The sequence below is a fragment of the Corynebacterium sp. CCUG 71335 genome, assembly GCF_024454075.1.
GTDB classification, from domain to species: domain Bacteria; phylum Actinomycetota; class Actinomycetes; order Mycobacteriales; family Mycobacteriaceae; genus Corynebacterium; species Corynebacterium genitalium.
The window spans coordinates 22448-48629 of sequence record NZ_JAGPYY010000002.1 but is presented as its reverse complement, the minus strand read 5'-3'; the positions used below and the strand labels follow the sequence as shown (position 1 = coordinate 48629).

The following is a 26182-nucleotide window of genomic DNA, read 5'->3' as shown; positions in this document are numbered from 1 at the left end:
ACGACGGTGGACACGGATAAGGGAAGCGCTGCGGTGAGGGAACCGTAACGGTGTCTGCGCCTGTCTAACAGTGCATGGCATTGCGCAACAACATGGACATCACCGCCAATGTGCACGGCGGCTTCTATCTGGACGGTCCTGGGGTGCAGGTTTCGCGGCGGTTCTGGATGGCGGAGCCGTTCGCTTTGGCACGTTCTTCGGAGCTGGGGCACCGGGCGCCCGCAGCCACACGGGCCGTTGCGATGGTGTTGGAGCACCCCGGTTGCTTAGTCAGCGGATTCAGCGCGTTAGCCGTGTTCGGCCTGAGGTTCTTTGCGGATTCGTTCCATACGACACTGCATGGTGCTGTCCGGAAAACCGTCGAAGCGACCCAATACACACCGCGGATTACCCGCGCCCGCCCGCGAAATATATGGACTGTCCGTTACCAGGGGCAGCCGATCCCCATATCCCAACCAGGGTCCGCCGTCGTGGAAGCTTTGCAATGCATCCGCGCCGGGGAGATCCGATGGCCCGTCGCCACGGTCGACGGGTGGAGTCCAGCGGACCTCAGGGCTCTGCAGCTTATCGACGCTTCCCGCCGCCACCTCAACATCCACCCCGACCTCATTTACAACGCTGCCCGGAACCGCCTGCCCCGCGCATGGCTGAAAAGGATCGTCGGAGCGTCCAGTGACCGCGCCGATTCCCCGAAAGAGACCGAAATGCGGCTGATCGTCCAACAGATCTGCGCAGAACTCGGGGTGGAACTGTCCGAACAGGTGAAGGTTTCCGACGGCAACGGCATCATCACCACCTTTGACCTGGCTATTACCGAACTAGGGATCGGCCTCATGTATGACGGCGAGCACCACCTGCAGCGTAGCCAGCGCGACCGGGACTCGGCCATCAACCTCAGGTGCGTCATGCAAGGGTGGACAGTACTTAGATTCACCGCCGGAACGATGGGCAAGATCGCCCAGTTGCTGAGGGAGCTGATCTCCCAGCGGTTGTGAACCAGGCGGTTATGGCCCGGGCGGCGGCCGCGGCGGCTGTGTGAACGATTAAGCGCACCGACCTATAAGTCCCGAGCAGTAAGTGCAGGTCAGGGGGTTATGGCCTGAACGATACGGGGCCGAAATGCTCATATCGTTCACCGCTGATGCTTTGGCTGGGGGCCCGGGGCCCTGGAGTTTAGGCCCCTAGCCCTCCTGGTCTGCCTGATCGTCCCGGTCCTCATCGTCGAAACGGACGAGCAGGTCGCGGACGAAGTCGCCGGCTTCTTTGCCTTCGTAGGCTTCGACGACTTCGTCGACAAGCCCGGCCTGGCGTACTTCCCCTTTGTCGATCCACAGTGCGGTGTTGCACAGCTGCGCCAAGAAGTCGTTGGAGTGGGAGGCGAAGACGAGGATGCCGGAGCGTTTGACCAGTTCAGCCAACCGGACGCGGGCTTTGGCCATGAAGGCGGCGTCGACGGCGCCGATGCCTTCGTCGAGAAGCAAAATCTCGGGCTCGATGGATGTGACCACTCCGAGCGCCAACCTCACGCGCATACCGGTGGAGTAGGTGCGCAACGGCATGGCCAGGTAGTCGCCGAGCTCGGAGAACTCAGCGATTTCGTCCATTTTGGCCTTCATTTGTTTGCGGGTCTGGCCGAGGAACAGTCCGCGGATGATGATGTTCTCGTAGCCGGAAATCTCCGGGTCCATGCCCACGCCGAGGTCGAAGACGGGGGCGACGCGGCCGCGGACATCGGCGACGCCGCGGGTCGGTTCGTAGATGCCAGATAGCAGGCGCAGCAAGGTGGACTTGCCGGCGCCGTTGTGGCCGACAAGGCCGACTCGGTCGCCTTCGCGCAGGTGCAGGTTAATGTCCTTCAGCGCCTCGACGACGACCGTGTTGGAGGCGTTCTTGCCGATCGCCCCTCCGGCCGAGGACATGACGGCCTTCTTCAGGGAGCGGGACTTGGCGTCGAAGATGGGGAAGTCGACGCAGGCGTTGTAGGTGTCAATAGAAACCACGTGAAACTCCTTACACCCAGTACGGTACGCGGAAGCGCCACTGGCGCATCACCAGCAGGGCGGCGAGCAGGCCGACAGCAGTGAAGGCCAGCACGATCCACCAGTGATAAGCGGCCAGGTCGCGGCCGATCAGGGGCGCGCGGACGATTTCGAGGTAGTGGTAGAGGGGGTTGAGCTCGGCGAGCATGGCGCGCTGGGCGACATCGCCGCTTTGCTCCTTCAGGGTCTGGGTGGTCCAGACGATCGGGGTGACGTAGAACAGCAGCTGCACCAGCGCCTCCAGCAGAGGCGCGACATCGCGGAAGCGGGTGGCGATGATCCCGAACAGCATGGTCACCCACACCCCGTTGAGGATCATCAGGGCCAGTGCCGGGATGAACAGCAACAGATCCCACCCCAGCTCGAGGCGGAAGATCAGCACGAGCACGAGCCAGATGACCATGTTGTGCGCGAAGAACAGCAGCTGGCGCCACACTAGGCGGTACACGTGGACAGACAGTGCAGAGGGGAGCTGTTTAATCAGCCCTTCGTTCTCTATGAATACATTCGCGCCGTCTTTTATGCACCCGGAGATGAAGCCCCACACGATGAAGCCGACGGTGACGTGCGGCAGGAAGTCGCGCACCGGAATCTGGAACAGCATGGAGTACAGCAGGCCCAGGGCCAGCGCCATCACGCCGGTAGCGATCGTGATCCACAGTGGGCCGAGCACGCTGCGGCGGTAGCGCTGTTTGATGTCCTGCCAGCCCAATTGCAGCCACAGTTCGTACTGGCCCCACCCGCGGGTGAGGTCGGCTGCCGCAGCGCGGAAGGTTTTGGACTTCGACGCTGGGGTGGTCTCGTCGGCGGAGGACGTCATGCGGGAGACGTCGGAAAGCAATGTTGCCTTGTCTTGCACACTTAACAGCTTAGTGCCAAGATCCTTAAATATTGCTAAGGGGCCGATGGTGCGTCCCGCCTGGTATGGGTGCATACTAGTGAAACACTTAGTTCGGAAGGAGGAGACCGTGGATTACGGTGCGGAGTATGACGTGTACCGCGTTCGCGGGCTGTACGCCTCGCTTTCCGACGGCTGGACTTACCTGAATTCCCACGACTGCCCACAGATCCCGGAGCGCGTTTCCGCGGCTGTGTCTCGGTCGTTCCGGATGGCGCCGCAGGTGCCGGCGCGTGAGTTTCACTCCGGTTCGCACTCGGGGCAGTCTGTCGGTCGTCCTGAGGGTGACAATCTGCTGGAGGCCGCGCGGCATGCCGTGGCAGACCTCGTGGGGGCGAGCGCGGACCGGGTGATTCTCGGTGCCAGCCTGCCGGTGCTTTACAGCGCTCTGGTCACGTCGATGGAGCCGCAGTTCCGGTACGACTCGTCTGTGGTGGTCAGCAGCCTGGACCGGTGCGAATTGCGCACGGCCGTGTCGCGGGCGCGGGCCCAGGTCCGCACGGCTCACGCTGAGCTGGGCACGGGCGAGCTTCCATCGTGGCAATACGAGCAGCTTGTCGACGGCTCCACCCGCCTCGTCTCCATTCCCGCCGCCCACGCAGAACTGGGGTCGGTGACGGAAGTGTCCGAGATTGCCGAGCGTGTCCGCTCCCGTTCGCGCGCCTGGGTGCTTGTCGACGCGACGGCGTACGCCCCGTACCACCGCATCGATTTTGATAAGTGGGACGCTGACATCGTCGCCTTGGACATGGCGGCGCTGGGAGGGCCGCAGGTCGCGGCGCTCGTGTTGCGCGACGCGGCGATGCTCAAGCGTGTCGACTCACAGGTGCTGGGCATCGTCAGCGCCGGCGTGGCCCCCGGTCTTGCCGGAGGTGTCACCGCTGCTGTGGACCACTTGGCGGGTCTCGCGCCGGAGCTGCCCGGCCGGGGCACGCGCCGGGCACGCCTCGACCGTTCGATGGCTGAGATGTCGACTTACCTGGGTGGTCTACGCGATGACCTGTACACCTTCCTGGGTACGTGGCCGCACGTGCACATTCTCGGCAGCTCCGGGGAGGCGGCGGCGGATGCGACGACGGAACGCCTGCCGCGCCTGACCTTCGGTGTGCAGGGCGTGCCAGCGCCGACGGTGTATGAGCGGTTGTTCGACAACGGCATCGTGACCACCCTGACCCGGCCGACCCCGCTTTTGACGGATATGGGCCTGGAGGAAATCGGCGGCGGCGTGACCGTCGGCCTCGGGCCGTTCAATACCTACCAGGACATCGAGCAGGTCATGCGCGTCGTCGCGTCGCTGGCGTAGCTGGCTTCGGGCTAATCGACAACAAGGACGACCTTCCCGGTGGAGGTGCCGGAGTCGAGGTGATCGTGGGCTGCTGCGGCTTCGGCAAGCGGGAACGTCTTAGTCAGCTGGTGCTTGATCGAACCGTCCTCAATGAGCGGCCACACGTGCTCCTCGGTGGAGCGGCAAATATCTGCCTTCATCGCCCGCGGGCGAGCGCGCAGGGTCGTGGCGTGCACCGACAGGCGGCGCGGCATCATCCGGCCCAACGAGAGCTCGCCCTTCGGGCCACCCTGCACAGCGATGACGATGAGTTTGCCGTCGGTCGCCAGGGACTTGATGTTGTCTTCTAGGTAGGGCCCGCCGATGACATCGAGGATCACGTCGCAGGATCCCTTGAGCTCGTCGACGAAATCCTGCTCTTTGTAATTAATGAGGATGTCGGCGCCAAGCTCCTTGCAGTACTCGAGCTTTTCTGCCGAGCCCGCGGTGACCGCGACTTCCGCACCGAGTGCCTTGCACAGCTGGATGGCAAACGAGCCGATGCCGCCGGAACCGCCATGAATAAGGACGCGGTCGCCCTCGCCGACGCCGGCGAGCATGCCCAGGTTGGACCAGACGGTGGTGGCCACCTCAATGACAGCAGCGGTTTCGATCAGAGACAGTCCGTCCGGGATGCGCATGAGCTGGCCCTCCGGCACAGCGACGTACTCGGCGTAGCCGCCGCCGGCGAGCAGGCAGGCGACCTCGTCGCCGACCTTGCGGTCGGTGCCGCCTGCGTCGACGATCTCACCGGTGCATTCCAGGCCGATAATCTCGGACTCGCCCTTCGGCGGTGGGTAATTGCCCTCCGCCTGCACGAGGTCGGCGCGGTTGACGCCGGTCGCGTGAATTTTCACGAGGACTTCGCCTTCGCGGAGGACGGGGGTGGGGGCGTCGACAAGCTCGAGCGAACGCGGGTTCTCTGGGTCCGTGACGGTAATTGCTTTCATGGTGCCCCAGGGTAGTAAAGTTTTGTGGGCGCCCTGATCGGGTAGCAAGGAGACGTGGCAGAGCGGCCGAATGCACTGGTCTTGAAAACCAGCGAGGGTCACACCTCCAGGGGTTCAAATCCCCTCGTCTCCGCCAGAATTTTCGCTCAAAGACGAAAGGCGCCCCAGCGGGGGCGCCTTGTGTGGGGGAGTGGACGTTACTTAAGCGTCAGTCTTCACCTTGTCGCCGCCGATGGCGCGGAAGATGCCGCCGACGATCCAGGACGCGATCGCCATGACGATGGCACCGAAGAACGCGGACCAGAAGCCGTCAATCTGCAGGCCGTTACCGATGCTGTCGGAAATCCAGCCGGTCAGGGAGAACAGCAGGGTGTTGACGATCAGGGAGAACAAGCCCAGCGTGAGAACCTTCAGCGGGAAGCTGATCAGGTTCACCAGCGGGGAGATGAACGCGTTGACGAACATGAACACCAGGGCGACCCAGATGAACGCGCCGATGCCGCCGAAGATCTCTACGCCCGGGACGATAACGGTGACCAGCCACAGGGCCAGTGCTGTAACTACGAGGTCGACAATGAAACGCATGAACTTACCTTTTCTTTAGTGGTCTTGTTTTTACTGTTCGAAGAACTCGTGGATGATGTGGAACTGGCGCTCACCGGGGATCTCGGCGAACTCGCGCTGAGCTTTCCGTCGCGTCGGGCCGTCTTTCGCGACCACTACCTTCACCTGCTCCAATGCAATCGGCGAGGTTACCTCTACCGTAGCGTGTGCGTCGGGCTGGCCGTAAGAGAGCTGCTGCGGGTCGATGTTCCGCCCGGCCAGCGCATCTGCCACGCCGTCTAGGTCGCCGACAGGGACACCGAGGAGCACGGTGTCGTCGTTCAGCGCCATCGCGCGCGGGGCCAAGTAAAGAGTCGTCGCGTCGGGCGCGGGGGCCCACGCGATCCAGGCGGAAACGTTGTCGCGGGTGGGGGCAGAGCCGTCGCCGGTGGCGAAGCCGGAGTTCAAAGAGTAATTCAGCTGCATGAGCACCAGCGTACGGATTTTTGCCCGGGGCGGGGACTAAGCGGCGGGACCGGCTAGGTCACCGCGTCCCACGCGGAGAGGAACTCGTTGGCTTCCTCGCGGTCAGTCACCGTCACGCGGAGCCCCTCGGGGAAGGCGCGCACAAGCACACCGCGCCGGGCAAGATCAGCGGCGATGTCGGCTGGTTCGCGGTCGCACTTCTCGGCAGGAAGCCAGACAAAGTTGGCCTGGGAGCGGGCGGCGCCGATGCGGTCGGCGACCTCGTCACGGACCTCGATGGTGTCTTCGAGGCGGGCCAACAGCTCGTCGGAGTGGTGCAGCGAAGCGAGCGCCCCGGCTTGGGCGATGGCGGAGACTTGGAAGGGGACGCCGACTTTGTTCACGGCGTCGATCAGCTCGCGGTGCCCGAAGGCGTATCCGATGCGCACGCCCGCCAGACCGTACGCCTTGGAGAAGGTGCGCAAACACAGGACATTGTCGTGCTCCCGCCAAACGTCGCAGCCGTTGACGGCATCGGGGTCGCGGTTGAACTCGACGTACGCCTCATCGAGCGCCACGGTGACATGGTCCGGAACGCGGGCCATGAAGTCGTCGAACTCGGCGCGGGTCACCACTGCGCCCGACGGGTTGTTGGGGGAGCAGAGGTAGACCAGGGACGTTCGTTCGTCGATGGTGGACGCGATGGTGTGCAGGTCGAGGTGGCCGTCGTCAAGCAAAGGCACCGGTCGCGGCTCGGCCCCGGCGATGCGGCAGAAGATGGGGTACGCCTCGAAGCTGCGCCACGGGAAGACGATGTTGTTCTCGGGTGTGGACGTGGCCTGTGCGAGCTGCTGGCACAGCGCGGACGAACCGCAGCCAACGGCGATGTTGCCGGGATCGACGCTGAGGTGCTTGCCCAAAGCTGTGCGCAGCTGCGTCGTGCCCATGTCCGGGTAGCGGTTGCCGCTGATCGCGGCCTTGGCCATTGCCTCCGCAGCCGCCGGGAGAGGCTGGCCGGCAACCTCGTTCGAGGACAGCTTCAGCGCCTCCGGATCAGACGTGCCGGGGACGTAGGCGGGGATGGCGGCGAGGTCAGGGCGGATCATGCTCAAAGATTCTAGACAGGTGTTTTGGCCGACCGCACGAATGTGGGTAATGTAAGTCCAGGCCTGCTGAAGGCCGTTGGAGATGTGCCAGAGTGGCCGATTGGGGCTCCCTGCTAAGGAGTTGACCTTTCACGAGGTCCGCAGGTTCAAATCCTGTCATCTCCGCCACGCGCCCGTAGCTCAACGGATAGAGCATCTGACTACGGATCAGAAGGTTGGGGGTTCGAATCCCTCCGGGCGCACCATTTTTAGCTCCTACTCGGACTTCGCTGGCTGGGATATTCCGCTACCCTCAAGCTTCGGAATATCCCGAGGTGAAAGGACCAGCATGGCCACCGTTGAGCAGCACGATGCCCTGCTTGAGCTCGAGCGCATGATCGACTCGCACGACATCGACGGCGACCACGCCGAAAAGATCTCCGGCCTATTAGAAGAGGCCCAGCTCAACGACATCATCTGGCTGATTGAACGCTCGCCCGTCAAGCGCGGTGCCGTGCTGTTCCGCCTGCTGTCGCCCGAGCGCGCCGGCGCTGTCTTCGACGCGCTCGACCCCAACCACCAGGCCGACATGGTGCGCGCGCTTGGCGACGATGAAGTCGCCGCATTCTTCGAGGAGATGGGTGCGGAAGACCGCGTCATGCTTCTCGACGAGCTTCCCGCCCCGGTGGCCGACCGCCTCCTCAAAGAGCTCAACGAGCAGGACCAAGAGAACACGAATGTGGTCCTCGGCTACGAAAAGGGCTCGGTCGGCCGTGTGATGTCCCCGGAGATTCCGGAGATCTACGGGGACATGACCGCGCAAGAGGTCGCGAGCCTGCTGCGCGAAGAGGCCGAGGAGCTGGAGACCATCTACACCATCCCGGTGATGGATGAAGACCGGCAGCTGGTGGGCATTGTGAAGATGCGCGACTTGTTCCTCGCGGATGCCAATGACCTTGTGTCTGACCTAGTGCAGGATTCGCCGTGGGCGCAGGCGGAGGATGATGCAGAAGACACCGCCCGCTGGTTCCTCCCGCTGGCGCTGCTGGCCATCCCGGTGGTGGACAACAACAACCGCCTCGTGGGCATTTTCACCTTCGACGAAGCTCAGGCCGTGGTCGAGTCCGAGGACACCGAGGACAGCGCCCGCCAGGGTGGTTCGGAAGCGCTGAAGCGGCCGTACCTGTCCACGCCCGTGTTCACCCTGATGCGTTCGCGCATCGTGTGGCTGCTGGTGCTGGCGATCTCGGCGATTCTCACCGTGCAGGTCCTGGACGTGTTCGAGGGGAAGCTCGAGCAGGCCGTGGTGCTGTCCCTGTTCATCCCGCTGCTCACCGGCACCGGCGGAAACACCGGTAACCAGGCGGCGACGACCGTGACGCGCGCCCTTGCGCTTGGCGACGTCCACAAGTCCGACATCCTCAAAGTCATGTGGCGTGAAATCCGCGTCGGGTTCATGCTGGGGGCCGTTCTCGGCTCGATCGGTTTCGTGCTGGCCTCGTTGGTCTACGACTTGGACATCGGCATCATCATCGGGTCGACCTTGTTGGCCATCTGCACAATGTCGGCGACGGTGGGCGGCGCCATGCCGATCGTGGCGAAGACCGTCGGGGCGGATCCGGCGGTGTTTTCCAACCCGTTCATCTCCACATTCTGCGATGCGACGGGTCTGATCATCTACTTCCTCATCGCTACCTCGGTCCTGGGCCTGTGACCTGCTGATTTTGCCTGCTGTTCACCGTGGTGTACCGTTACATCTCGTTGCAAAAAGCACGCGCCCGTAGCTCAACGGATAGAGCATCTGACTACGGATCAGAAGGTTGGGGGTTCGAATCCCTCCGGGCGCACCAATAAAATGAGGGCCCTACCTGGTGTTTCAGGTAGGGCTCTTCGCTTTTGCCTACCCCTGCGCTGCAGCGAGCGCGGAGCTGCTAGGAACTCAAAAGACTAGCTCTCGAGATCCTTGACAATGTCGGGGTTCTCGCCCAGCCATGCCTCGATCGCTTCAGGCTCCTTGCCTTCGCCGTACTCGTTGACCACGGTGTCCTCGAGGGAGCCGTACTCGTCGTCGGAGAGCTTCAGGTCCTCGAGCCACTTGGCCACCTCGGGGTTGTCCTCGGCGAAGCCGCCGCGTGCGAGCCAGTGCAGGGACTCCGGCTCACCGAGTGCGCCCTTCGGGTCCTCCAGGTCCTTGACCGGGAACTTGGAGTTGGCCCAGAACGGGCGCCACAGGGTGACGACGATGTCCTTCTCGCCGTCCACCGCGGTCTGCAGCTCGGAGAGCATAGCTGGGGTGGAAGAGGTGGACAAGGAGTATCCGTCGGCATCCAGGCCGTACTCGGTGATGGCCTCCTCGGATGCCTTGGTCAGGCCGGCGCCAGGCTCGATGCCGACGACCTTGCCGCCGAAGTCGTCCGCCTTGCCCTTCAGGTCCTCAATGGAGTTGATGTCCTCCATGTACTCCGGCACAGCCCAGGTCAGCAGTGCATTGTCGTAGTAGGCGCCCAAGTCCTCGATGTCGTCGGAGTACTTGTCCATGTACTGCGCGTGGGTCTTCTCCGGCCATGCGGACGGGTACAGGTCGATATCGCCCTTGGCCAGGCCGGCGTAGAGGACGGCGGCGTCGGTGAGGGTCTCGTGCTCGACGGTGTAGCCGGCGGCCTCGAGCTTGTTCTCCAGCAGGTAAGCGGTGGACAGGCCGTCGGTCCAGGACGGCAGGTAGCCCAGGGTGATGGTGCCCTTGTCTCCGTCGCCCCCTTCGCTCGAAGCGGTGTCGCCAGAGTCGGAGCATGCCGTCAGCCCGAAGATGAGCGTGGCGGCAGACAGCGTAGCTAGCGTTTTACGGATGGTCATTGAAAGTAAGTCCCTTCTTCGACTGTGTAAGACAAAATCTCCGTGCCTCCCCCGTCCCCGCCAGAAAAGGCGGCGCCGCCTCACCCCGAGTGATTCAGCGGTGAAGCGGCGCGCGCATTTCTCCAGCAGATGTGGGGTTATTCCACCAATTATAGAGAATGATCCAATCTTCAGCCAAGGAAAATTACAGGTAGGGCGGAGTGCGCTAGTTTTTTCGATTCCGGATCTGGGTCAAAAGAGACGACTTATATGCATTCAAATCGCCCAGTGCGGCGGTGAGACGGTCGAGGTAGACCGCCAGGATGACCACGGCCAGACCTGCTTCGACACCCTGGGCGACATCCAGCGTGGAGATCGCGGCGGTGACTTCTTTGCCCAGACCGTCGGCGCCGACCATGCCGGCGATGACGGCCATGGAAAGCGAGAGCATGATGACCTGGTTGATTCCGGCCATGATCGTCGGCACTGCCAGCGGCAGCTGGATGCCGCGCAGAATCTGCCACGGGGTCGCGCCGTAGGAACGGCCGGCCTCGACGGTCTCCTCGTCCACCTGGCGGATGCCCAGCTCCGTCATGCGCACGCCCGGGGGCAGCGCGAAGATGATGGTGGAGAACACGCCCGGCACGACACCGATGGAGAAGAAGGTCACGGCCGGAATCAGATAGACGAATGCCGGCATGGTCTGCATGAAGTCCATGATCGGGCGGACGATCTTGCTCACCGTCTCCGACTTCGCCGCCCAGATGCCCAGCGGGATCGCCATGATTACCGCGGTCAGGGTGGACACGAGCACCAGCGACATTGTCTGCAGCATGGTCTCCCACTGCCGCATGCCCATCACCAGCAGGAAGCCGATCAAAGCGCCGAGGGCCAAGCGCCAGGAGCGGACGAACCAGGCGATGAGCACCAGGATGGCCAGCAGAATGAAGACCGGGATGGACAACAGTGCGTTGGAAAAGCCCTCGACGAGGAATGTCATGACGGCACTGAAGGCGTCGAAAAGCACTGTGGCGTTGTCTGTGAGCCAGTCGATGCCGTCGTTGACCCAGTCGCCGACGTTGATGCGGGGAATCAAAGTCTGGTCCATTACTCGTTCACCTCGTTGGTCGTGGTGTGTGCAGTGGTTGCAGCGCGGGCATCGGCATCGTCGGCGGCGGCCGCCGCGGCGGGATCGCTGCTCTCAGTGGATGCGGCGGACAGTAGCGTCACGCGTGGGACGACACCGCAGAATTTGCCGTCGTTGTCCGTGACCACGATCGGGGTCGGGGAGTCCGCGGCGAGCTGGAACAGCTCGTGAAGGGGGGTGTCTTTGTGGACGGTGTGAGTTGCCGGGCCGTCGTTAAGCGGAAGCGCGTTCTCGCTGTTGCGCACGGCGCGCGCGACAGCGTCTTCCCACACGATGCCGGCGGGCGTGCGGTCGCGGTTGAGAACGACGAGCCACGGGTTCTGCGTCTCGCGCAGGAGTTTCTGCGCGGCGAGCGGGCCGTGGGCTGCGCCGAGGGTCTCCTTCGGCTGCTCGGCGATGTTGTCGGCGGTGAGCACGCGCGCACGGTCGACGTCTTTGACGAAGTCGGCGACGAAGTTATTCGCCGGGTTCTGGAGGATTTCTTCGGCGGTGCCGATCTGCTCGATGCGGCCGGACCGCATCATCGCGATGCGGTCGCCGATGCGCATTGCTTCGTTGAGGTCGTGGGTGATGAACAAAATGGTCTTGTTCAGCTTGCCCTGCAGCTCGATGAGCTGGTCCTGCATGTCTTTGCGGATCAGCGGGTCGAGCGCGGAGAATGCCTCGTCCATGAGCAGGACATCGGTGTCCGCAGCGAGCGCGCGGGCGAGGCCGACGCGCTGCTGCATGCCGCCGGAGAGTTCGCCCGGCATGTAGTCGGCCCATCCGTCGAGGTCGACCATGCGCAGCGCCTCGTGCGCCTTCTCGTCGCGCTCGGCCTTCGGCACGCCCTTGATTTCTAGGCCGTAGGCTGCGTTCTGCAGCACGGTGCGGTGGGGGAGCAGCGCGAAATGCTGGAAGACCATGGAGATCTTGTCGCGGCGGAGGTCGCGCAGCTGGGATTCGGACATCTCCGTCAACGGGGTGCCGTCGATCTCTAGGGTGCCGCCGGAGGCGGGCAAGAGTCCGTTGACCATGCGGATGAGCGTGGACTTGCCGCAGCCGGACAGGCCCATGATGACGAAAATCTCGCCCGGCTCCACATCGAAAGAGGCGTCGATGACGGCGGCTGTGCTGCCCTTTTTCATTAGTTCTTCGCGGCTCACGCCGTTTTCAAGGGCGGCGATCGCGTTCTGCGGATCTTTGCCGAAGACTTTATAGAGTCCCCGAGCTGAAATCGTTGTCATGCATGCCTCCAGAAAAATTACACTGAAAATTCAGGTTCTTCAGGGATTTCATCTTTCCACATACTTCACCCAGTATCGAGCTCAGAGAGTGGAGATCACGACATGCCGCACGATGAAACAGGGGCATAGACGAGGGCACGCGTGGACTAGAAGACGTCGATGCGCCCGCCGAGCGACTCGGTTTGCCGCAGTGCTTTGACCCAGCCGTGCGCACCAAGCTGGATGCGCATGACGGGGCGGGAGGAGATTTTCACCGGGGACACGGATTCGGCGCGGGCGCCCTTGCGTGCGCCCATCCGGGTGGCGGCGCGGTAGCCGGCACCGGCGAGCTGCTCGATGGAGGGGCGGTCCGGGTCGGCGAGGGAGTCGCGGGCATCCTGCAGGAGGACCAAGATCTCGTCGATAGTTTTCACCACGGCATCGGCGTTGGTCTCGCACATCGCGCGCACGAGTCCGGGCTCGGTACCGGCGACGCGGGTCGCTCCGCGGAAGGACCCAGCCGCCAGCGACTGGGCGAGGGTGCCGCCACGGTCACCGACGATGGCCAGCGCCTCGGCGAGCACGTGGGGCAGGTGGGAGACCCGTGCGACAGCTTCGTCGTGGGCAGCCACAGACACCGGCACGGCTTCCGCGCCGCAGATGCGGGCGAGCTCGCAGACGTCGGCAAACAGCTCGATCCAGTCCGCCGGCACTCGGCGACCTGCGTTGTCGCACTCGACGGCGTAGTCGTAGGTGACGGCCCAGGCCGCGCGGGTGAACAAGCCTTCGCGTGAGGCGCCCCAGCCGGAATCTTCGGTGCCGGACATGGGGTGCCCGCCAACGTAGCGCAGCTGCATGCCACGCTCGCGGATCAGATCGTAAACGGACTTCTTCACGCTCACCACATCTGTCACCCCGCAGTTCGGGGCGTACAGGGCGATGCCGTCGAGCACATCTTCCACGGCATGCATCGGCACGGCGACAATGATCAAGGCGTTGTCGGAGGCGGCGCGGGACAGCACGCTGGAAAGGTCATCGTGGACGTCGAAACCCTCGCGGGAGGCGGCGCGTGCGCCGGAGCGGGAGTGGTTGTAGCCGTAGACATCTACGCCGGCGGCGGCCAGATCTCGCATGATGGATCCCCCGATGAGCCCTAGCCCGATCACGCAGGTAGGGGGGAGTTCGCGCTTGCTCAGATTGTGGCCGTTCACCCTGACAAGTGTTCCACAACGCGGGTAGTCTGACTAGGCATGGGTGCAGAGTTTGAGGATGGCTACGCGGTGACCGTGGCCATGCGTGGTGGCGAGTGGGTTGTCGCAGGGTTCGACGATGACTTCGAGCACCTGTCCACCGCTGTGAAGGCGGTCCGCAACCTGCGTAGCGAGGGCGCTGCTTTCGCATTGCTGAACGTCGAGGAGGAGTACCTCGTCATTGTGCGCCCCGGCCCGAGTGACGTGCGCGTGCTCATTTCGGACGCGACGATGGGCGTGGACGATGATTTCGCTGCGGAGATCCTCGACCAGGCAGGCATCGACATCCCGGACATCGATCCGGATGAGCTGGACAATGTCGACGGGTGGGCGGACGGCGACTTCGCCATTCTGGAAGACGTTGGTCTCTCCGAGCAGGTGCTCGCAGTGCTTATCGACGACACCTCCGCCGACCCCTCCACCATCATCGACTCCATTGCGGACGAACTCGGCTTTGCCGACGAACTGGACCGCGTGATTAGGCGGTGATCCCGCGGTGAGCCTGCGACAGGCACAGGCCGAGGAGCGGATGCGCCGCGCCATCGAAGTCGCCCGGACCACACCCATCGGCGACATTCCCGTCGGTGCTGTCCTCTACGGCCCGGACGGTGAAGAGATTGCCACCGGGACGAACCGGCGTGAAACGGATCGGGATCCGGTGGGGCACGCGGAGGTCGTCGTCACGCGAAAGGCGGCGCAGGCACTGGGAACCTGGCGATTGGATGGCTGCGAGCTCGTGGTCACGTTGGAACCGTGCACGATGTGTGCCGGCGCAATCCTGGGCGCGCGCGTGCAATCGCTGGTCTTCGGCGCGTACGAGCCGAAGACGGGAGCTGTCGGATCGCTTATCGACGTCTTGCGTGACCCGCCTCATCTCCACACCGTCGAAGTGCGCGGAGGCGTGCTGGAGACTGAAACCGCCTCACTGATGCGGGACTTCTTTGCGCGTGAAGTCCGTGGTCACACGGCCGATGGGCGAGCTTGAAGGCGATTGAAACGAAATCGTTACCCACGCCACAGCCGACTTTCTCTACCATGGGCGACGTAAGCGAAACTCACTTAGATAAAGGAGAAGATCATGGCTGATTTTGAAGGCAAGGCAGACCAGCTCAAGGGCGACGCTAAGGAAGCTTTCGGCAACGCTACCGACAACGACCAGCTGAAGAACGAGGGCAAGGCTGACCAGCTCGGCGGCGACATCAAGGAGAAGCTGTCCGACGCTGGTGACGCTGCTAAGGACAAGTTCAACGAGGTCGCTGGCAAGGTCCAGGACAAGCGCGACGAGGCTTAAGTAGCCCCTTAAGGCGAATTTGGTTCGCCGGTCACGTTGCCGTTAGTCTGTTCTGCGGTAGCGTGTCCGAGCGGCCGAAGGTACTCGCCTCGAAAGCGAGTGAGGGTAAAACCTCCGCGGGTTCAAATCCCGCCGCTACCGCCAAAAATTTTGAAGTTCGGAGTTTGGGTAATATTCAGTCGACAACAGGCTGAATCGCACCCAGGCTCCGAACTTTTTTGAAAGGTACATGTGGCGACGTTTCTTTACCGGCTCGGCAAATGGTCCTTCCTGAACAAATGGAAGGTCATCGTCGCGTGGCTGCTGTTGTTTGCCGCTGGTCTTGTTGGGGCGTTGACGCTAATGAAGCCGCTGACGAGCGACTTCGAAATCTCGGGCACGCCGTCGATTGACGCGCTGTACTCGCTGAACGAGAACTTTCCTGACCAGAGCGATCCGGTCCAAGCCCCGTCGGTCAACCTCGTTTTCGCCGCGCAGGAGGGTCAGCGCTTGGACGCCGCCCACAACATGGCGGCGATTGACGAGACCATCGCCTACATCGAGGACAACCTCGACGGGCTCACCGGCACAGACCGCTTCGGCAACCCGGTCACGGTCAACAAGGCCCAAACCGAACAGATCGTGTCCATGATGACGGACATGGGCATGCCGGAGGAGCGCGCCAAGGCCGACGCCCACAATGTGCGCTTGCTGTCCGACGACGGCCGCATCGGCTACACCACCTTCGAATTCGGCGCCGAAACGTCGATGCAGGTGAGCGCCGAAGAACGCGAAGTCGTCGCGGAGGCAATGGAGCTCGCCCGCGACAAGGGCCTCCAGGTGGAGGCAGGCGGGCCGGGCTACGGCGACCCGATCGAGATCAAGGCCACCTCGGAAATCGTCGGCATTGCGATCGCCTTCGTGGTCATGATTGTCACGTTCGGTTCGCTCATCGCGGCAGGCATGCCGGTGATCACCGCGGTGCTGGGCGTGGGGCTCGGCGTGTTCCTCATCCTCATGACCACGCACTGGGTCGATCTGAACGAGGTCACGCCGACGATGGCCATCATGATCGGCCTGGCTGTCGGTATTGATTACGCGCTGTTCATCCTGTCGCGTTACAAGACCGAGCGCAGTCGACTACCCGGCCCGGAAGCTGCGGGTTTGGCGGTGGGCACAGCCGGGTCATCAGTCGTCTTCGCCGGCACGACAGTGTTCACAGCACTCATTGCCCTGGTGCTGGCGCAGATCGAGTTCCTGTCCTGGATGGGCATTGCCGCCGCCGTCACTGTTGCGATCGCCGTGCTCGTGGCTATCACGCTGCTGCCCGCACTCATGGGCGCGCTGGGCGACAAGATGTTCGCCGCGAAGATTCCCGGTGTGGCCGGCAACCCCGGCCCCGGCGACCGGCCCGGCAAGAACCTGCAGGAAAGGTCCCTGGGCAGGTCGTGGGTGAACGCGATCAAGCGCGCACCTGCTCTGGTCATGGCCAGCGTCGTGCTCGTGCTGGGCACGCTCGCGGTGCCGGTGCTCGGGATGGAGATGTCGCTGCCGTCGGACTCCAACTCCAACCTGGACACCACGCAGCGTAAATCCGCCGACCTCATGGCGGAGGGCTTCGGTGAGGGCGTCAATGCGCCCTTCCTGTTGATCGTCGACGCTCACGACGTGAACGCCGACGCCCAGGCACTGCAGCCTTACGTCAACGTGCTGCCGGATGAGGAGGAGAATAAGGCGCAGCTGTCGACCTTCCTCTACGCGATGGAGCGCGCTGGATCCGTCAACGGCATCACCCACGCGCAGCTCATCGCGGTCAACGAGGACATGACCGCCGCGCAGATCTTGGCGACGCCCACCACCGGCCCGGATAATCCCTACACCGTGGATACCGCGCACGCGCTGCGCGAGGTCGACCGCGAGATCACCGACGCCACCGGCGCTGACATCGGCCTGACCGGGTTCACCGCCGTGCAGATGGACATCACCGAAGAGCTCGCCGACGCGATGCCGCTCTACCTGGGCATTGTCGTGGGTCTGGCGGTGATCCTGCTCGTGCTGGTGTTCCGGTCCCTCATGGTGCCGTTGGTCGCGGGGCTGGGCTTCCTGCTCTCCGTCGGCGCGGCGTTCGGCGTCACGGTCGCGTTCTTCCAGTACGGCCTGTTTGGGCTGGTGAACACGCCGGGTCCGATCCTGTCCTTCCTGCCCATCCTCCTCATCGGCGTCACGTTCGGCCTGGCGATGGACTACCAAGTCTTCCTGGTCACACGCATGAGGGAGGAGTACACCGGGGCGCGTTCGCACGGCGCGCGCGGCGATTCACAGGCGACGCTCGCCGCCGTCGAAAAGTCCACGGTGGAGGGCTTTGTGCGCGGTGCGCGCGTGGTCACGGCCGCCGCGATCATCATGATCGCCGTCTTCGTCGCCTTCATCGACCAGCCGCTGCCGTTCATCCAGATCTTCGGCTTCGCGCTCGGCGCCGCCGTGCTTTTCGACGCATTCTTCGTCCGCATGGCGCTTGTCCCCGCCACCATGTTCATCCTGGGTACGGCGACGTGGTGGATGCCGGGGTGGCTCGACCGCATCCTGCCCAACCTGGATGTTGAGGGTGAAGCACTGGAGAAGCAGTTCGAGGAACGAGGAGTCCACGCATGACAGAACAGAGCGTGGATCTGAGCTTCACCCTGGGCACGCGTCTCGACGGCGCGAACGGCCGCACCGGCGTCATCCATACTCCGCACGGCGACATCCGCACGCCCGCGTTCATTCCCGTGGCCACGAAAGCGACGGTGAAAACGCTCACCCCGGAGCAGGTGCGGGCGGCTGGCGCGCAGGCGATTCTGTCCAACGCATACCACCTGTACCTGCAGCCCGGATCCGACATTGTCGACGAGGCCGGGGGAGTGGCGGCGTTTGAGAACTGGCGCGGCCCGACATTCACCGACTCCGGCGGCTTCCAGGTGATGAGCCTGGGTGTCGGCTTCAAAAAGATCCTCGCGATGGACATCACCGACCTGACCGAGAGCGACATCCGCGCCGCGAACAAAGACCGCATGGCGCGTGTCGACGACGACGGCGTGGACTTCAAATCCGTCATCGACGGCTCCGCCCACCGTTTCACCCCGGAGAAGTCGATGCAGATCCAGCACCAGCTCGGTGCGGATATCATGTTCGCGTTCGATGAGCTGACAACGCTCGTCGATACGCGCGCTTACCAAGAGCACTCTGTTGAGCGCACGCGGCTGTGGGCGCAGCGGTGTTTGCGCGAACATGATCGGCTCACGCGGGAGCGCGAGGGCAAGCCTCTGCAGTCGTTGTGGGGAGTGGTGCAGGGCGCGAACTACGAGGACCTGCGGCGCCAAGCAGTACGTGGGCTGCTTGCCTTGGACGAGGAGGCACGCGCGGAAGGCCGGCGCGGATTCGGCGGCTTCGGCATCGGCGGCGCGCTGGAAAAGGAGATTCTAGGCACCATCACCAGCTGGGTCACCGACGAGCTTCCCGAGGACAAACCCCGCCACATGCTCGGCATCTCCGAACCCGACGACCTGTTCACCTGCATCGAGAACGGCGCCGACACCTTCGACTGCGTCGCGCCGACCCGCCTCGGCCGCCGGGGCGGCGTCTACACCCTCGACGGGCGAATGAACCTCATGGCCGCCCGCTTCAAACGCGACTTCACCGGCATTGACGAGGAGTTCGGCGGCTACGTCTCCGAGAACTATTCCCGCGCCTACATCCACCACCTGCTCAAGGCGAAGGAATTCCTCGCCGGAACGTTGTGCACCCTGCACAACCTCGAGTTCATGCTGCGCCTGGTGGACAACATCCGCGCCGCCATCGACGAGGGCCGGTTCTATGAGTACCGCGACGAATTCTTGGGGCGGTACTACGCGGGGCGCGGGTAAGCGGCTGCTACGCCGTCGTCGAGCTGACTTCTTCTTCCTTCCGGCGCACGGCAGCGATGGTCGGGTAGGTGATCGGCAGCAGGACGATCTCCATGATGGTCTTCCAGAAGAAACCGACGGCGACGTAGTTGATGAACGCGCCAGCGGAGTCGACGCCGATAACGCCGGCCGCGATGGAGCAGAACAGCAGCGTGTCAGCGAACTCACCGACGATGGTGGAACCGATCAGGCGGGCCCAGAGGTTGTCGGTGCCGAAGCGGTCCTTCATCTTCTGCAGGACCCACGCGTTGAGCAGCTGGCCGACAACGTAACCGGTCAGCGAGGCAACGACGATGCGCGGCAGCAGGCCGAGGACCGCCTCAAAGGTGTGCTGCATGTCGTAGAATTCAGCCGCCGGGAGCCAGATTGCGATGTAGAACGACAGAATCGCCAGCACAGCCACACCGAAGCCGGTGAACACGGCACGGCGGGCCGTCTTGAAGCCGTACACCTCGGCGATGACGTCGCCGATCACGTATGAAATGGGGAAGAGGAAGAACGCGCCGTCAGTGATCAGCGGGCCGATCTGGACGCCCTTTTGCGCGGTGATGTTGGAGATCAGGAACACCGCGCAGAACACTGCGAGCAGGTAGGGGTACGGGGAACGCGATACGGGATGGCTCATGCGCAATATGATGGCACACATGAGCCCGTTCGACGCTCCCGCTGGCAGGTATGCCCCCAGCCCCAGCGGTGATTTGCACTTCGGCAACTTGCGCACGGCGGTGCTGGCGTGGCTGTTCCGGCGGTGATGCAGCGGAGCCCAGAGTTAGGGAATATCTTGATGGCCGACTGTACTTGAATTGCAGTCGGCGGAGCGGTTTGTCGCGTAAACAATGGTTAATGCTCAACACGAACTACGTCTGGGTTTTCCCGCTAAGACAGAGATGCGAAGCCGGGGTAATGTCTAAAAACACAGTTACAAGTTCGCCCGATACTGGCCCCGGGGAAGGACAGAATATGGCACGCACAACCGAATTCGATCACGACACACTTGCACACCTGCTCCAAGACAACAAGCTAAAGGTTCCCAACTTCCAGCGCCAATACGCATGGGATGATGAGAATGTCCGGGACTTTTGGGAGGACATTACCGCTGCATACGAGCGTGGTGACACTTACTTTCTAGGAACCGTCGTTCTTGCCGACATTACAGACCCGGAGAATCGAAAATCGATCGTTGACGGCCAACAGCGAATGGTAACAACGGCCCTCACCATGTACGCTATCAGTAGAACCCTGGCCAGACTAGGTAAAGATGCGGCTGCGCAGAAAATTTACACCGATTACATCGCCGACTTTGATCTTGAGGAAGAGGATCAAATCACGAAGTTAACGCTTGGCACCAAGGACCAAGAGATATATGGGCAAATTGTCAAGGGCGAAGACCTGGAGCAGCTGGAAAAAGAGCTCGCTGGAAAACGGGAAAAATCCAAGATTCTCACTGCCTTTCGGTTCCTTCAGGAGCGGGTCGACCACTTCGCTGACCAGAACGGTGGGTACTCAGCTGTTACGCAGTTAAGTAAATTCCTCCGGGAAGATGCCCAGGTTCTGCTTGCCGTCGCCACAGGGTTGGGTGAAGCCTACGTCATCTTCGAAACGCTAAATATTAGGGGTGCCGATCTCACCACAGCTGATCTTCTTAAGAATTTCTTTTTGAGCTCAGCCGGTGACAAGAGCGTTAACGAAGCACTTGAGCTCTGGACCGAGATTTCGAGCCGTTTCGACGATGGTGAGAAGCTAGTTTCCTTTATCAAGGCAGACTTCACCTCTAGGTGGGGAGCAGTGAAAGTGCGCGATCTTTATAAAGAGCTGCAAAACCAGCTCGGGAGAGACCCTAAGGCGGTGCTTGTATACCTTCGCGACCTGCGTAAATCACTCGATCTTCACCTAGCTCTATCTTCGCCTGAAGACCCGTTTTGGAGTTCGATTGCTACCGATGTTAGGGACGAGATTATTGCTAATCGCCGGTTCAGACTGGAAGTTCCGAACGCCATGTACTTGGCTGCGATGAGAAAATGGCGCCCGAAAGACTTTTGCGCTCTGATTAAAGCTGGGACGGCATGGTCCATTCGCGCCACGATAGTGGGCGCCATGGGTGGCGGAACTGCGGACAGAATCTTCGGTGACTTAGCGGCTGGGATTGCCGATGGTTCGTTGAAGAGCGTTGATGATGTTCGAAAGGAGATAGTTTCTCGCCACTTCTTGCCCTCTGACAACCAGTTCAAGCGTGCAGTCGTGGCGGTAGACGACGGGAACCTAAGTCGTGTTAAGTACCTGCTTGCCATGCTCGATAATGCTTACAGTACTGAACAGGGCATTCAGAACGAGGGTGCAGTGGGATGGGATGCGAAAGTGGTAAGCGTCGATCACATCGTTCCAAAAGATGAGACAATTGTTGTGGGGCCAAACGGAGAGAATCAGGTCCTTCAGGATGCGCATCGTTCGATCGCTAATCTGGCACTTCTCGAAAGATCTGTTAACAACCGTGCAGGCAACTCGTCGTTCGAAGATAAGAGGGATTTTTACGCCGAGTCCAAGTTTGAGCTCACTTCGAAGTTAGCCGATGAGAACATGTTCAGCGACGATGCGGTGGCAGAGCGTTCTGAGCTCTTCCAAGAGCTAGCCCCGTTAGCCTGGCCTGTTTGATTCATTCGTCGAAAACACGCGTGCAGGATAAGAGGTTTGCGGCCAACTAAGCGTATCTTCGGGAAGAATTAGGCAGAGCTAGTCGGAGGTTTGGACACGCTGCGCCTGACTATCCGCCTCGGCGCAGCGATACATTAGGGGCTGCTTAAAGCAGTCTCTTTTTGGTGGCATCTAGGCCGTGGCAGGAACCATCGGGCGCAATATCATGGCACACATGACCCCGTTCGACGCCCCCGCTGGCAGGTACGCCCCCAGCCCCAGTGGAGATCTGCACTTTGGAAACCTGCGCACGGCGGTGCTGGCGTGGTTGTTCGCGCGCCAGTCGGGCCGGCGGTTCCACATGCGGGTGGAGGACATTGATTCGGAGCGGTCGTCGGCTGAATCGGCGCGCCGCCAGCTCGAGGACCTTGCGGCGGTCGGCATCGAGTGGGACGAGCCGCTCATTTACCAATCGGATCGCTTCGAGGCGTACGAGGCCGCACTGGACAGGCTCACCGAAAAGGGCCTGGTCTACGAGTGCTATTGCACGCGCCGCGACATCCGCGAAGCAGCGTCTGCGCCCCACATTCAGCCCGGCATGTATCCCGGTACGTGCCGGGAGCTTGACGACGAGACCCGCGCCAAGAAACGCGACCTCCTCCAATCCGAAAACCGCCTGCCGGCCCTGCGCCTGAAGTCCCAGGCGGAGCAGTGGACGGTGCGGGACTTTTATCACGGCGAGTTCACCGGACCTGTCGACGATGTCATCCTGCGCCGCGGCGGCAACCTCAAGCAGGCGCAAGCGGGGGACTGGGCCTATAACCTCGCGGTGGTCGTGGACGACGGCGACCAGCGTGTCGACCAGGTGGTGCGCGGGGATGACCTGCTCGCCTCCGCCCCGGCGCAGGCCTACCTGGCGCACGAACTGGGATACGACGAGCCGGAATACGTGCACGTTCCATTAGTAGTGAATGCGGAAGGGCGCAGGCTTGCCAAACGCGACGGCGCCGTCACCCTTCGTGAGATGGTGGCCAATGGTGTGGATGTCGTGGCCGCGATCGCCGAGTCGCTGGGTTGCCCCGGTGCGGACATGGCCTCGTTGTTAATGAATTTCCGCCCAGAAGCGCTGTCGCGCGAGCCGTTCGTGTGGCGCGACTGAGAACAGCACCGAGACGAGCACGCTTGAATTTATCTGCCCTCTTTTCTACGAAGCACGAGCTGCAATTGTGAGAAGTATCCCCGAAGAATGCCAGAGCGTTCCGAGAGAACACAAAGTGGTCAATTAACCGGGATTAAGTCTAATTTTAAAGCTTCTTTACGCATGTAGTGAGGGGTATGACAGGTAATTGACATATTGCAAGGGGTGGGTTAGCTTCGACCACGATTATTACCCTCGGAGAAATCACAAAAGAGGTTTCCCTGTCTGAACGATACTGCTCGCTCGAAACTGGGGCCAGCCTATTTTGGGCACGGCTAGACACCGGAAACTAAAGGAGCTAGGAAGATGACCAAACGTTCACATACTCGTGTGCGGGGGTTCTTGTGCTCAATTTCGGCTGCCGGTGCCCTGCTTATTGGTAGTGTTGCGCCGGTTGCGGTCTCCCAAACCGCAACCGAGTCGGCCTCGGATGAAGCATCTGTTTCCGATGTGGGAGAAACTCCCTTGGATATGCCGGCCGACGGAATGGGTGATAACGGTGGCGGGACTGCGGCTGGGGGCGATGCGCCCGACGACCGAACGCCGAGTGCCGGAGAGCAAACCATTGATTTGTTGAACTCGGCACGCTTTGGTGATGTCATTCCGATCCCCAAGGGATCCAATGCCGCGGGGAATCTTCTGTACACGCTCACCGGTAAGGTGTCTTCCACCGAGATGGGCCAAGATGAGTACATCAGACTCGTCCGCCAAGATCCCGGGGCCCCGGCAAAGGTGGAAGAAGCTCGCCTTAACTCGGATGAAGTCGAGGTATCAGAGGGAGTTGATGACCAAAATAGGCAGATCATTAGCCTTCAACGTCCAGCTCACGTAACCGACTCTAACGTGGTTGAAGTGGACGTCGAAGTAGAACCAGACAGCGCCCCCACCGCGCAGTCCTGGCGGCTGGAAACGTCCGATGAGGCACTCGACAGCGAGCTTTCCATTTCCCCGCAGCTTTTCCGTAGCCAACAGGACCCAGCGCTTGGGGATCCGCAAGCGGATATATGGAAGATTCAGGAGTACAAGGGCGGTGGGGACAACTTCTCCCTCGGCAAAAATCCGACCTTCCAGCTGACAGAAATCGTGCCAGAAGAAGATGACGGCAAAGTGGCGACTATTCGTTTCACGTTCCAAGTCGACGGCATGGACCCCCAGGGCGGGCCGTTCAACGAGCTTCGATTCAACCCTCGCGGTTGGTTCATTCTCGAGCAGGGGGCCAAGCTCGAGGGGTTAGAGTATCTGTGGCTCAACGACAGTGAGGACACGAACCCGGAGAATTCGCTGACGGAGCAAAAAAGGGTGCTCAAGAATTTGGTCGAGCACTCAGTGGACGAAAGGGGAGCGGGCGCGCCTTTCGATGTTTGGTCTTCCACTCACTTCCGAATACCCGATAGACGGCCGCAGATTAAGGATGGCGACACCCTCACAGTTCGTTACAGACTCACACGTGGAAAGTATGAGGTCGAGCCGGACTCTGGGCTCTCCGGAACGCCGACAGAAAACACCTACTGGGTGAATACTGCGTCCCAGTTCACTAGGTACGACATTTCGCCGGATTTGGGCACCGTGAGGATTGGCCGCCAGTTTCCCGCCATGGAAGGATACGGTGACATTGCGGTAACAAGGGACGGTAAGTACCTTTATGCCGTCAAGTTTGTGGGTGGGTCGGGGAACTTTAACGAGTTCTTCATTGATCAATATGACGCTCGCACGGGTGCTCACGTTGGTCGAGGTTCGTTCGATCTAGGAACATTAGCGGCCGGAGGATTGATTACAGATGGTGGTCAGCTGAATGCTTTGACTTTTGATTACGACGGAAATCTGATTTTCGCCACGCCAAAGGAGACTAACCCTGGGGCTAATAAAAGCCCCATTTGGAAGCTCGATCCCTCTTGCGTAAAGGATCCGGCTTTGAAATCCGTGTGCAACCTTGGGACAGACGTCGTAGAGATGGACCTGAGGTGGCCTAAGGGCTTGACGTCCGCAGGTGACTTCTTTGTGGGTGCTGATGGAAGCCTGTACGGTGCAGGAACTACCAACTCAGGGCACTCTCGATCTAATTCCCCGATTGTCCGTTGGGCGGCCGAGGTGCCCGGCGAGCCGAGGGAAGGGCGCAAGCGAGAGGGGGAAATCGTAGGAAACCTTCCTCGTCCAACTTATGGCATGGGTCGCTTTGGCGAGTACATTCTCTCGACGCAAACGGACGGAACTCACGATAGCGTTGCCAACTCCGGTCTTGTTTGGTCTCACTTTGTCCCAGATGGACAGGGTGGCTACGTCCTCGAGGGTGATGAACTAAAAGCGACGGTTGAAAGTACTCCGTACGGAATATTTAAACCGAACCAATCCCTGTGGGGAGCCACCTCCATTTATGATTCGGGCCCGTTTAATGAATTGATTCTACGGATCGAAAAAGAGGTCAAGGGCGAACGCGTCAAACCCGATGACCAATTTGAACTAGGTGCCTTTCGGGAGTCATTGACAGGAAAGCGTTCCTATTTGGTGTCCCCCGCGACGGCATCAACGCCTGAGACCGGGCTGCAGGACCAGGTTGCTTTTAGCTATGTCAAACGTGGTGAAACGTACGGGATCTTTGAGGGATTCCGCGATGGAGAGGGCGAGAAGCTGGCCAAGGATCACACTGAGCAGTACTCCTCCTCCCTCATATGTGTTGAAGGCGATACGTGGTCCGCGAACGGAACAGTGGTTCCGACGGAAGCACTGTCGGACCTGACTGACAGATCCGACCTCGAGAGCAGGTTGACGATTCCTTCAAACCCCGGCCTGCAGGCCGTGACGTGTAGGTTCAGCAACTCTGCTGGGGCAGAGAAAACCTCGTTGGCGCTGTTCAAGATGGCCGATAATGACGGACGCGACAACTTGGAGCTGCTCGATGGAGCTAAGTTCGCGCTTCATGAAAAGGACGAGAATGCTGCCGATGGACTGGGCGCGAAGGTTTCAGACATCGTCCCCAACCCGGCGAGCGGCTACTCGGTCAACGACCTGGAGTTCGACAAACCGTACCTTTTGGTAGAGACGCAAGCGCCCCCAGGCTACCTTCGACTTGCGCAACCGATTGAGTTCATGATCACCCGCGGGCAGGATGGTCGCTCCCAACTCCAGCTATTGAGTCAACCGACGAGCGTCGGGGTGGCGCTTCCCCCAGATGATCCGAAAGCTCAAAAGGTCCGAGATGCGGGTGGCGTGGATGGTGTTGCTCTGACAGTTGTCAATGTTGAGCAGCCACAACTACCGAAAACTGGAGGTCCTGGTGTGCATCGTCTAAGCGCATTTGGGCTGTTGTTGCTGGCTTTGGGTAGTTTGTCCCTGATTAATGGCTCTCAGGGTGCCAGGAGACGGCTCCCTGTTTAGCGCGTTCGCGCAAGCCGTGAGTTTGGAGCGAGTGA

At 61.5% G+C, this 26182-nt stretch carries 22 protein-coding genes, 5 tRNA genes and 1 pseudogene; 17 read left to right on the top strand and 11 right to left on the bottom strand.

The features are described 5' to 3' along the window. Positions 1–74 precede the first annotated feature (74 nt). On the top strand, positions 75–995 hold the full coding sequence (locus KBX19_RS01760; protein ID WP_255997186.1) for a hypothetical protein: 921 nt from the start codon (positions 75–77) through the stop codon (positions 993–995). Positions 996–1181: 186 nt separating this feature from the next. On the opposite strand, the gene KBX19_RS01755 is transcribed toward KBX19_RS01760, so the two are convergent. Both KBX19_RS01755 and KBX19_RS01750 read right to left on the bottom strand, forming a co-directional pair. Beyond that, positions 1182–2000 carry an ABC transporter ATP-binding protein gene (locus KBX19_RS01755; RefSeq protein WP_255997185.1) on the bottom strand — a complete coding sequence of 273 codons (819 nt, stop codon included), beginning with the start codon at positions 1998–2000 and terminating at the stop codon, positions 1182–1184. 10 nt (positions 2001–2010) lie between these two features. Next, the gene (locus KBX19_RS01750) at positions 2011–2859 is read right to left on the bottom strand and encodes an ABC transporter permease (RefSeq protein ID WP_255997281.1); all 849 of its coding nucleotides are present in this window, start codon (positions 2857–2859) and stop codon (positions 2011–2013) included. A 118-nt stretch (positions 2860–2977) separates the two neighbouring features. On the opposite strand from KBX19_RS01750, the gene KBX19_RS01745 reads away from it, so the two are divergent. Further along, a complete protein-coding gene (locus KBX19_RS01745; protein ID WP_005287390.1) occupies positions 2978–4240 on the top strand; it encodes an aminotransferase class V-fold PLP-dependent enzyme in 1263 nt (420 codons plus the stop codon). 11 nt (positions 4241–4251) lie between these two features. Here the strand turns inward: KBX19_RS01745 and KBX19_RS01740 are convergent, their stop codons facing one another. Then, complete coding sequence (locus KBX19_RS01740) at positions 4252–5211, bottom strand: NAD(P)H-quinone oxidoreductase (RefSeq protein WP_255997184.1); 960 nt, start codon at positions 5209–5211, stop codon at positions 4252–4254. Positions 5212–5259: 48 nt separating this feature from the next. Between KBX19_RS01740 and KBX19_RS01735 the strand changes: the two genes are divergently transcribed. After that, a tRNA-Ser gene (locus KBX19_RS01735) sits at positions 5260–5347 on the top strand. A gap of 65 nt (positions 5348–5412) precedes the next feature. Here KBX19_RS01735 and KBX19_RS01730 read toward each other — a convergent pair. The 3 genes from KBX19_RS01730 to KBX19_RS01720 are packed head-to-tail and all read right to left on the bottom strand — an operon-like array spanning position 5413 to position 7325. Further along, complete coding sequence (locus tag KBX19_RS01730; RefSeq protein WP_005287384.1) at positions 5413–5796, bottom strand: phage holin family protein; 384 nt, start codon at positions 5794–5796, stop codon at positions 5413–5415. Positions 5797–5826: 30 nt separating this feature from the next. Beyond that, complete coding sequence (locus KBX19_RS01725; protein ID WP_255997183.1) at positions 5827–6240, bottom strand: hypothetical protein; 414 nt, start codon at positions 6238–6240, stop codon at positions 5827–5829. Between the two features lie 53 nt (positions 6241–6293). Next, positions 6294–7325: a histidinol-phosphate transaminase gene (locus KBX19_RS01720; RefSeq protein ID WP_255997182.1), complete on the bottom strand. Its 1032-nt coding sequence runs from the start codon at positions 7323–7325 to the stop codon at positions 6294–6296. Positions 7326–7403: 78 nt separating this feature from the next. Between KBX19_RS01720 and KBX19_RS01715 the strand changes: the two genes are divergently transcribed. From KBX19_RS01715 to KBX19_RS01700, 4 genes are all read left to right on the top strand, one after another. Further along, positions 7404–7493: transfer RNA gene (locus KBX19_RS01715), tRNA-Ser, on the top strand. A gap of 1 nt (position 7494) precedes the next feature. Next, positions 7495–7570, top strand: a tRNA-Arg gene (locus KBX19_RS01710). An 83-nt stretch (positions 7571–7653) separates the two neighbouring features. After that, positions 7654–9018, top strand: a complete 1365-nt coding sequence (gene mgtE, locus KBX19_RS01705) for a magnesium transporter (RefSeq protein ID WP_255997181.1) — start codon at positions 7654–7656, stop codon at positions 9016–9018. Positions 9019–9078: 60 nt separating this feature from the next. Beyond that, positions 9079–9154 (top strand) — tRNA-Arg (locus KBX19_RS01700). Between the two features lie 97 nt (positions 9155–9251). Here KBX19_RS01700 and KBX19_RS01695 read toward each other — a convergent pair. The 4 genes from KBX19_RS01695 to KBX19_RS01680 all read right to left on the bottom strand — a co-directional run bounded on the left by KBX19_RS01695 (position 9252) and on the right by KBX19_RS01680 (position 13699). Further along, the gene (locus KBX19_RS01695; protein WP_005287360.1) at positions 9252–10157 is read right to left on the bottom strand and encodes a glycine betaine ABC transporter substrate-binding protein; all 906 of its coding nucleotides are present in this window, start codon (positions 10155–10157) and stop codon (positions 9252–9254) included. Positions 10158–10362: 205 nt separating this feature from the next. Then, positions 10363–11244, bottom strand: coding sequence for a proline/glycine betaine ABC transporter permease (locus KBX19_RS01690; protein WP_255994724.1), 882 nt, complete (start codon positions 11242–11244; stop codon positions 10363–10365). Next, positions 11244–12509, bottom strand: a complete 1266-nt coding sequence (locus tag KBX19_RS01685) for a glycine betaine/L-proline ABC transporter ATP-binding protein (protein ID WP_255994725.1) — start codon at positions 12507–12509, stop codon at positions 11244–11246. Before KBX19_RS01685 ends, KBX19_RS01690 begins: the two co-directional genes overlap by 1 nt. Positions 12510–12655: 146 nt before the next feature. Continuing rightward, on the bottom strand, positions 12656–13699 hold the full coding sequence (locus tag KBX19_RS01680) for a prephenate dehydrogenase (RefSeq protein WP_255994726.1): 1044 nt from the start codon (positions 13697–13699) through the stop codon (positions 12656–12658). Positions 13700–13738: 39 nt separating this feature from the next. Here KBX19_RS01680 and KBX19_RS01675 point away from each other — a divergent pair, with 39 nt between their 5' ends. The 6 genes from KBX19_RS01675 (at position 13739) to tgt (ending at position 18910) form a co-directional block, all read left to right on the top strand. After that, entirely contained in the window at positions 13739–14227 is a 489-nt protein-coding gene (locus tag KBX19_RS01675) for a tRNA adenosine deaminase-associated protein (RefSeq protein ID WP_005287348.1), read from the top strand. A 7-nt stretch (positions 14228–14234) separates the two neighbouring features. After that, positions 14235–14723: a nucleoside deaminase gene (locus KBX19_RS01670; RefSeq protein ID WP_370686987.1), complete on the top strand. Its 489-nt coding sequence runs from the start codon at positions 14235–14237 to the stop codon at positions 14721–14723. A 93-nt stretch (positions 14724–14816) separates the two neighbouring features. Continuing rightward, a complete protein-coding gene (locus KBX19_RS01665) occupies positions 14817–15029 on the top strand; it encodes a CsbD family protein (protein ID WP_005287340.1) in 213 nt (70 codons plus the stop codon). 56 nt (positions 15030–15085) lie between these two features. Then, positions 15086–15173, top strand: a tRNA-Ser gene (locus tag KBX19_RS01660). Positions 15174–15260: 87 nt separating this feature from the next. Then, positions 15261–17660: an MMPL family transporter gene (locus KBX19_RS01655; RefSeq protein WP_255997180.1), complete on the top strand. Its 2400-nt coding sequence runs from the start codon at positions 15261–15263 to the stop codon at positions 17658–17660. Beyond that, on the top strand, positions 17657–18910 hold the full coding sequence (gene tgt / locus KBX19_RS01650; RefSeq protein WP_255994729.1) for a tRNA guanosine(34) transglycosylase Tgt: 1254 nt from the start codon (positions 17657–17659) through the stop codon (positions 18908–18910). Before KBX19_RS01655 ends, tgt begins: the two co-directional genes overlap by 4 nt. 7 nt (positions 18911–18917) lie before the next feature. Here the strand turns inward: tgt and KBX19_RS01645 are convergent, their stop codons facing one another. Then, complete coding sequence (locus tag KBX19_RS01645) at positions 18918–19574, bottom strand: queuosine precursor transporter (RefSeq protein WP_255997179.1); 657 nt, start codon at positions 19572–19574, stop codon at positions 18918–18920. A gap of 7 nt (positions 19575–19581) precedes the next feature. On the opposite strand from KBX19_RS01645, the pseudogene KBX19_RS01640 reads away from it, so the two are divergent. The 4 genes and pseudogenes from KBX19_RS01640 to KBX19_RS01625 all read left to right on the top strand — a co-directional run. Then, positions 19582–19698 (top strand): annotated as a pseudogene (locus KBX19_RS01640) (glutamate--tRNA ligase family protein); the annotation flags it as partial. A gap of 211 nt (positions 19699–19909) precedes the next feature. Beyond that, positions 19910–21598, top strand: coding sequence for a DUF262 domain-containing protein (locus KBX19_RS01635; RefSeq protein WP_255997178.1), 1689 nt, complete (start codon positions 19910–19912; stop codon positions 21596–21598). A gap of 214 nt (positions 21599–21812) precedes the next feature. Beyond that, positions 21813–22736 (top strand): tRNA glutamyl-Q(34) synthetase GluQRS, encoded by a 924-nt coding sequence (gene gluQRS / locus KBX19_RS01630; RefSeq protein WP_255997177.1) that lies wholly within the window; start codon positions 21813–21815, stop codon positions 22734–22736. Between the two features lie 345 nt (positions 22737–23081). Then, positions 23082–26147 carry a SpaA isopeptide-forming pilin-related protein gene (locus KBX19_RS01625; RefSeq protein ID WP_255997176.1) on the top strand — a complete coding sequence of 1022 codons (3066 nt, stop codon included), beginning with the start codon at positions 23082–23084 and terminating at the stop codon, positions 26145–26147. Positions 26148–26182: the final 35 nt, after the last annotated feature.

Bases quoted from the DNA above. Each gene is read 5' to 3' on its own strand.
- KBX19_RS01760 (WP_255997186.1), top strand. From the start codon at position 75: ATGGCATTGCGCAACAACATGGACATCACCGCCAATGTGCACGGCGGC.
- KBX19_RS01750 (WP_255997281.1), bottom strand. From the start codon at position 2,859: ATGACGTCCTCCGCCGACGAGACCACCCCAGCGTCGAAGTCCAAAACC.
- KBX19_RS01740 (WP_255997184.1), bottom strand. From the start codon at position 5,211: ATGAAAGCAATTACCGTCACGGACCCAGAGAACCCGCGTTCGCTCGAG.
- KBX19_RS01730 (WP_005287384.1), bottom strand. From the start codon at position 5,796: ATGCGTTTCATTGTCGACCTCGTAGTTACAGCACTGGCCCTGTGGCTG.
- KBX19_RS01725 (WP_255997183.1), bottom strand. From the start codon at position 6,240: ATGCAGCTGAATTACTCTTTGAACTCCGGCTTCGCCACCGGCGACGGC.
- KBX19_RS01720 (WP_255997182.1), bottom strand. From the start codon at position 7,325: ATGATCCGCCCTGACCTCGCCGCCATCCCCGCCTACGTCCCCGGCACG.
- mgtE (WP_255997181.1), top strand. From the start codon at position 7,654: ATGGCCACCGTTGAGCAGCACGATGCCCTGCTTGAGCTCGAGCGCATG.
- KBX19_RS01695 (WP_005287360.1), bottom strand. From the start codon at position 10,157: ATGACCATCCGTAAAACGCTAGCTACGCTGTCTGCCGCCACGCTCATC.
- KBX19_RS01690 (WP_255994724.1), bottom strand. From the start codon at position 11,244: ATGGACCAGACTTTGATTCCCCGCATCAACGTCGGCGACTGGGTCAAC.
- KBX19_RS01685 (WP_255994725.1), bottom strand. From the start codon at position 12,509: ATGACAACGATTTCAGCTCGGGGACTCTATAAAGTCTTCGGCAAAGAT.
- KBX19_RS01675 (WP_005287348.1), top strand. From the start codon at position 13,739: ATGGGTGCAGAGTTTGAGGATGGCTACGCGGTGACCGTGGCCATGCGT.
- KBX19_RS01665 (WP_005287340.1), top strand. From the start codon at position 14,817: ATGGCTGATTTTGAAGGCAAGGCAGACCAGCTCAAGGGCGACGCTAAG.
- tgt (WP_255994729.1), top strand. From the start codon at position 17,657: ATGACAGAACAGAGCGTGGATCTGAGCTTCACCCTGGGCACGCGTCTC.
- KBX19_RS01645 (WP_255997179.1), bottom strand. From the start codon at position 19,574: ATGAGCCATCCCGTATCGCGTTCCCCGTACCCCTACCTGCTCGCAGTG.
- KBX19_RS01635 (WP_255997178.1), top strand. From the start codon at position 19,910: ATGGCACGCACAACCGAATTCGATCACGACACACTTGCACACCTGCTC.
- gluQRS (WP_255997177.1), top strand. From the start codon at position 21,813: ATGACCCCGTTCGACGCCCCCGCTGGCAGGTACGCCCCCAGCCCCAGT.
- KBX19_RS01625 (WP_255997176.1), top strand. From the start codon at position 23,082: ATGACCAAACGTTCACATACTCGTGTGCGGGGGTTCTTGTGCTCAATT.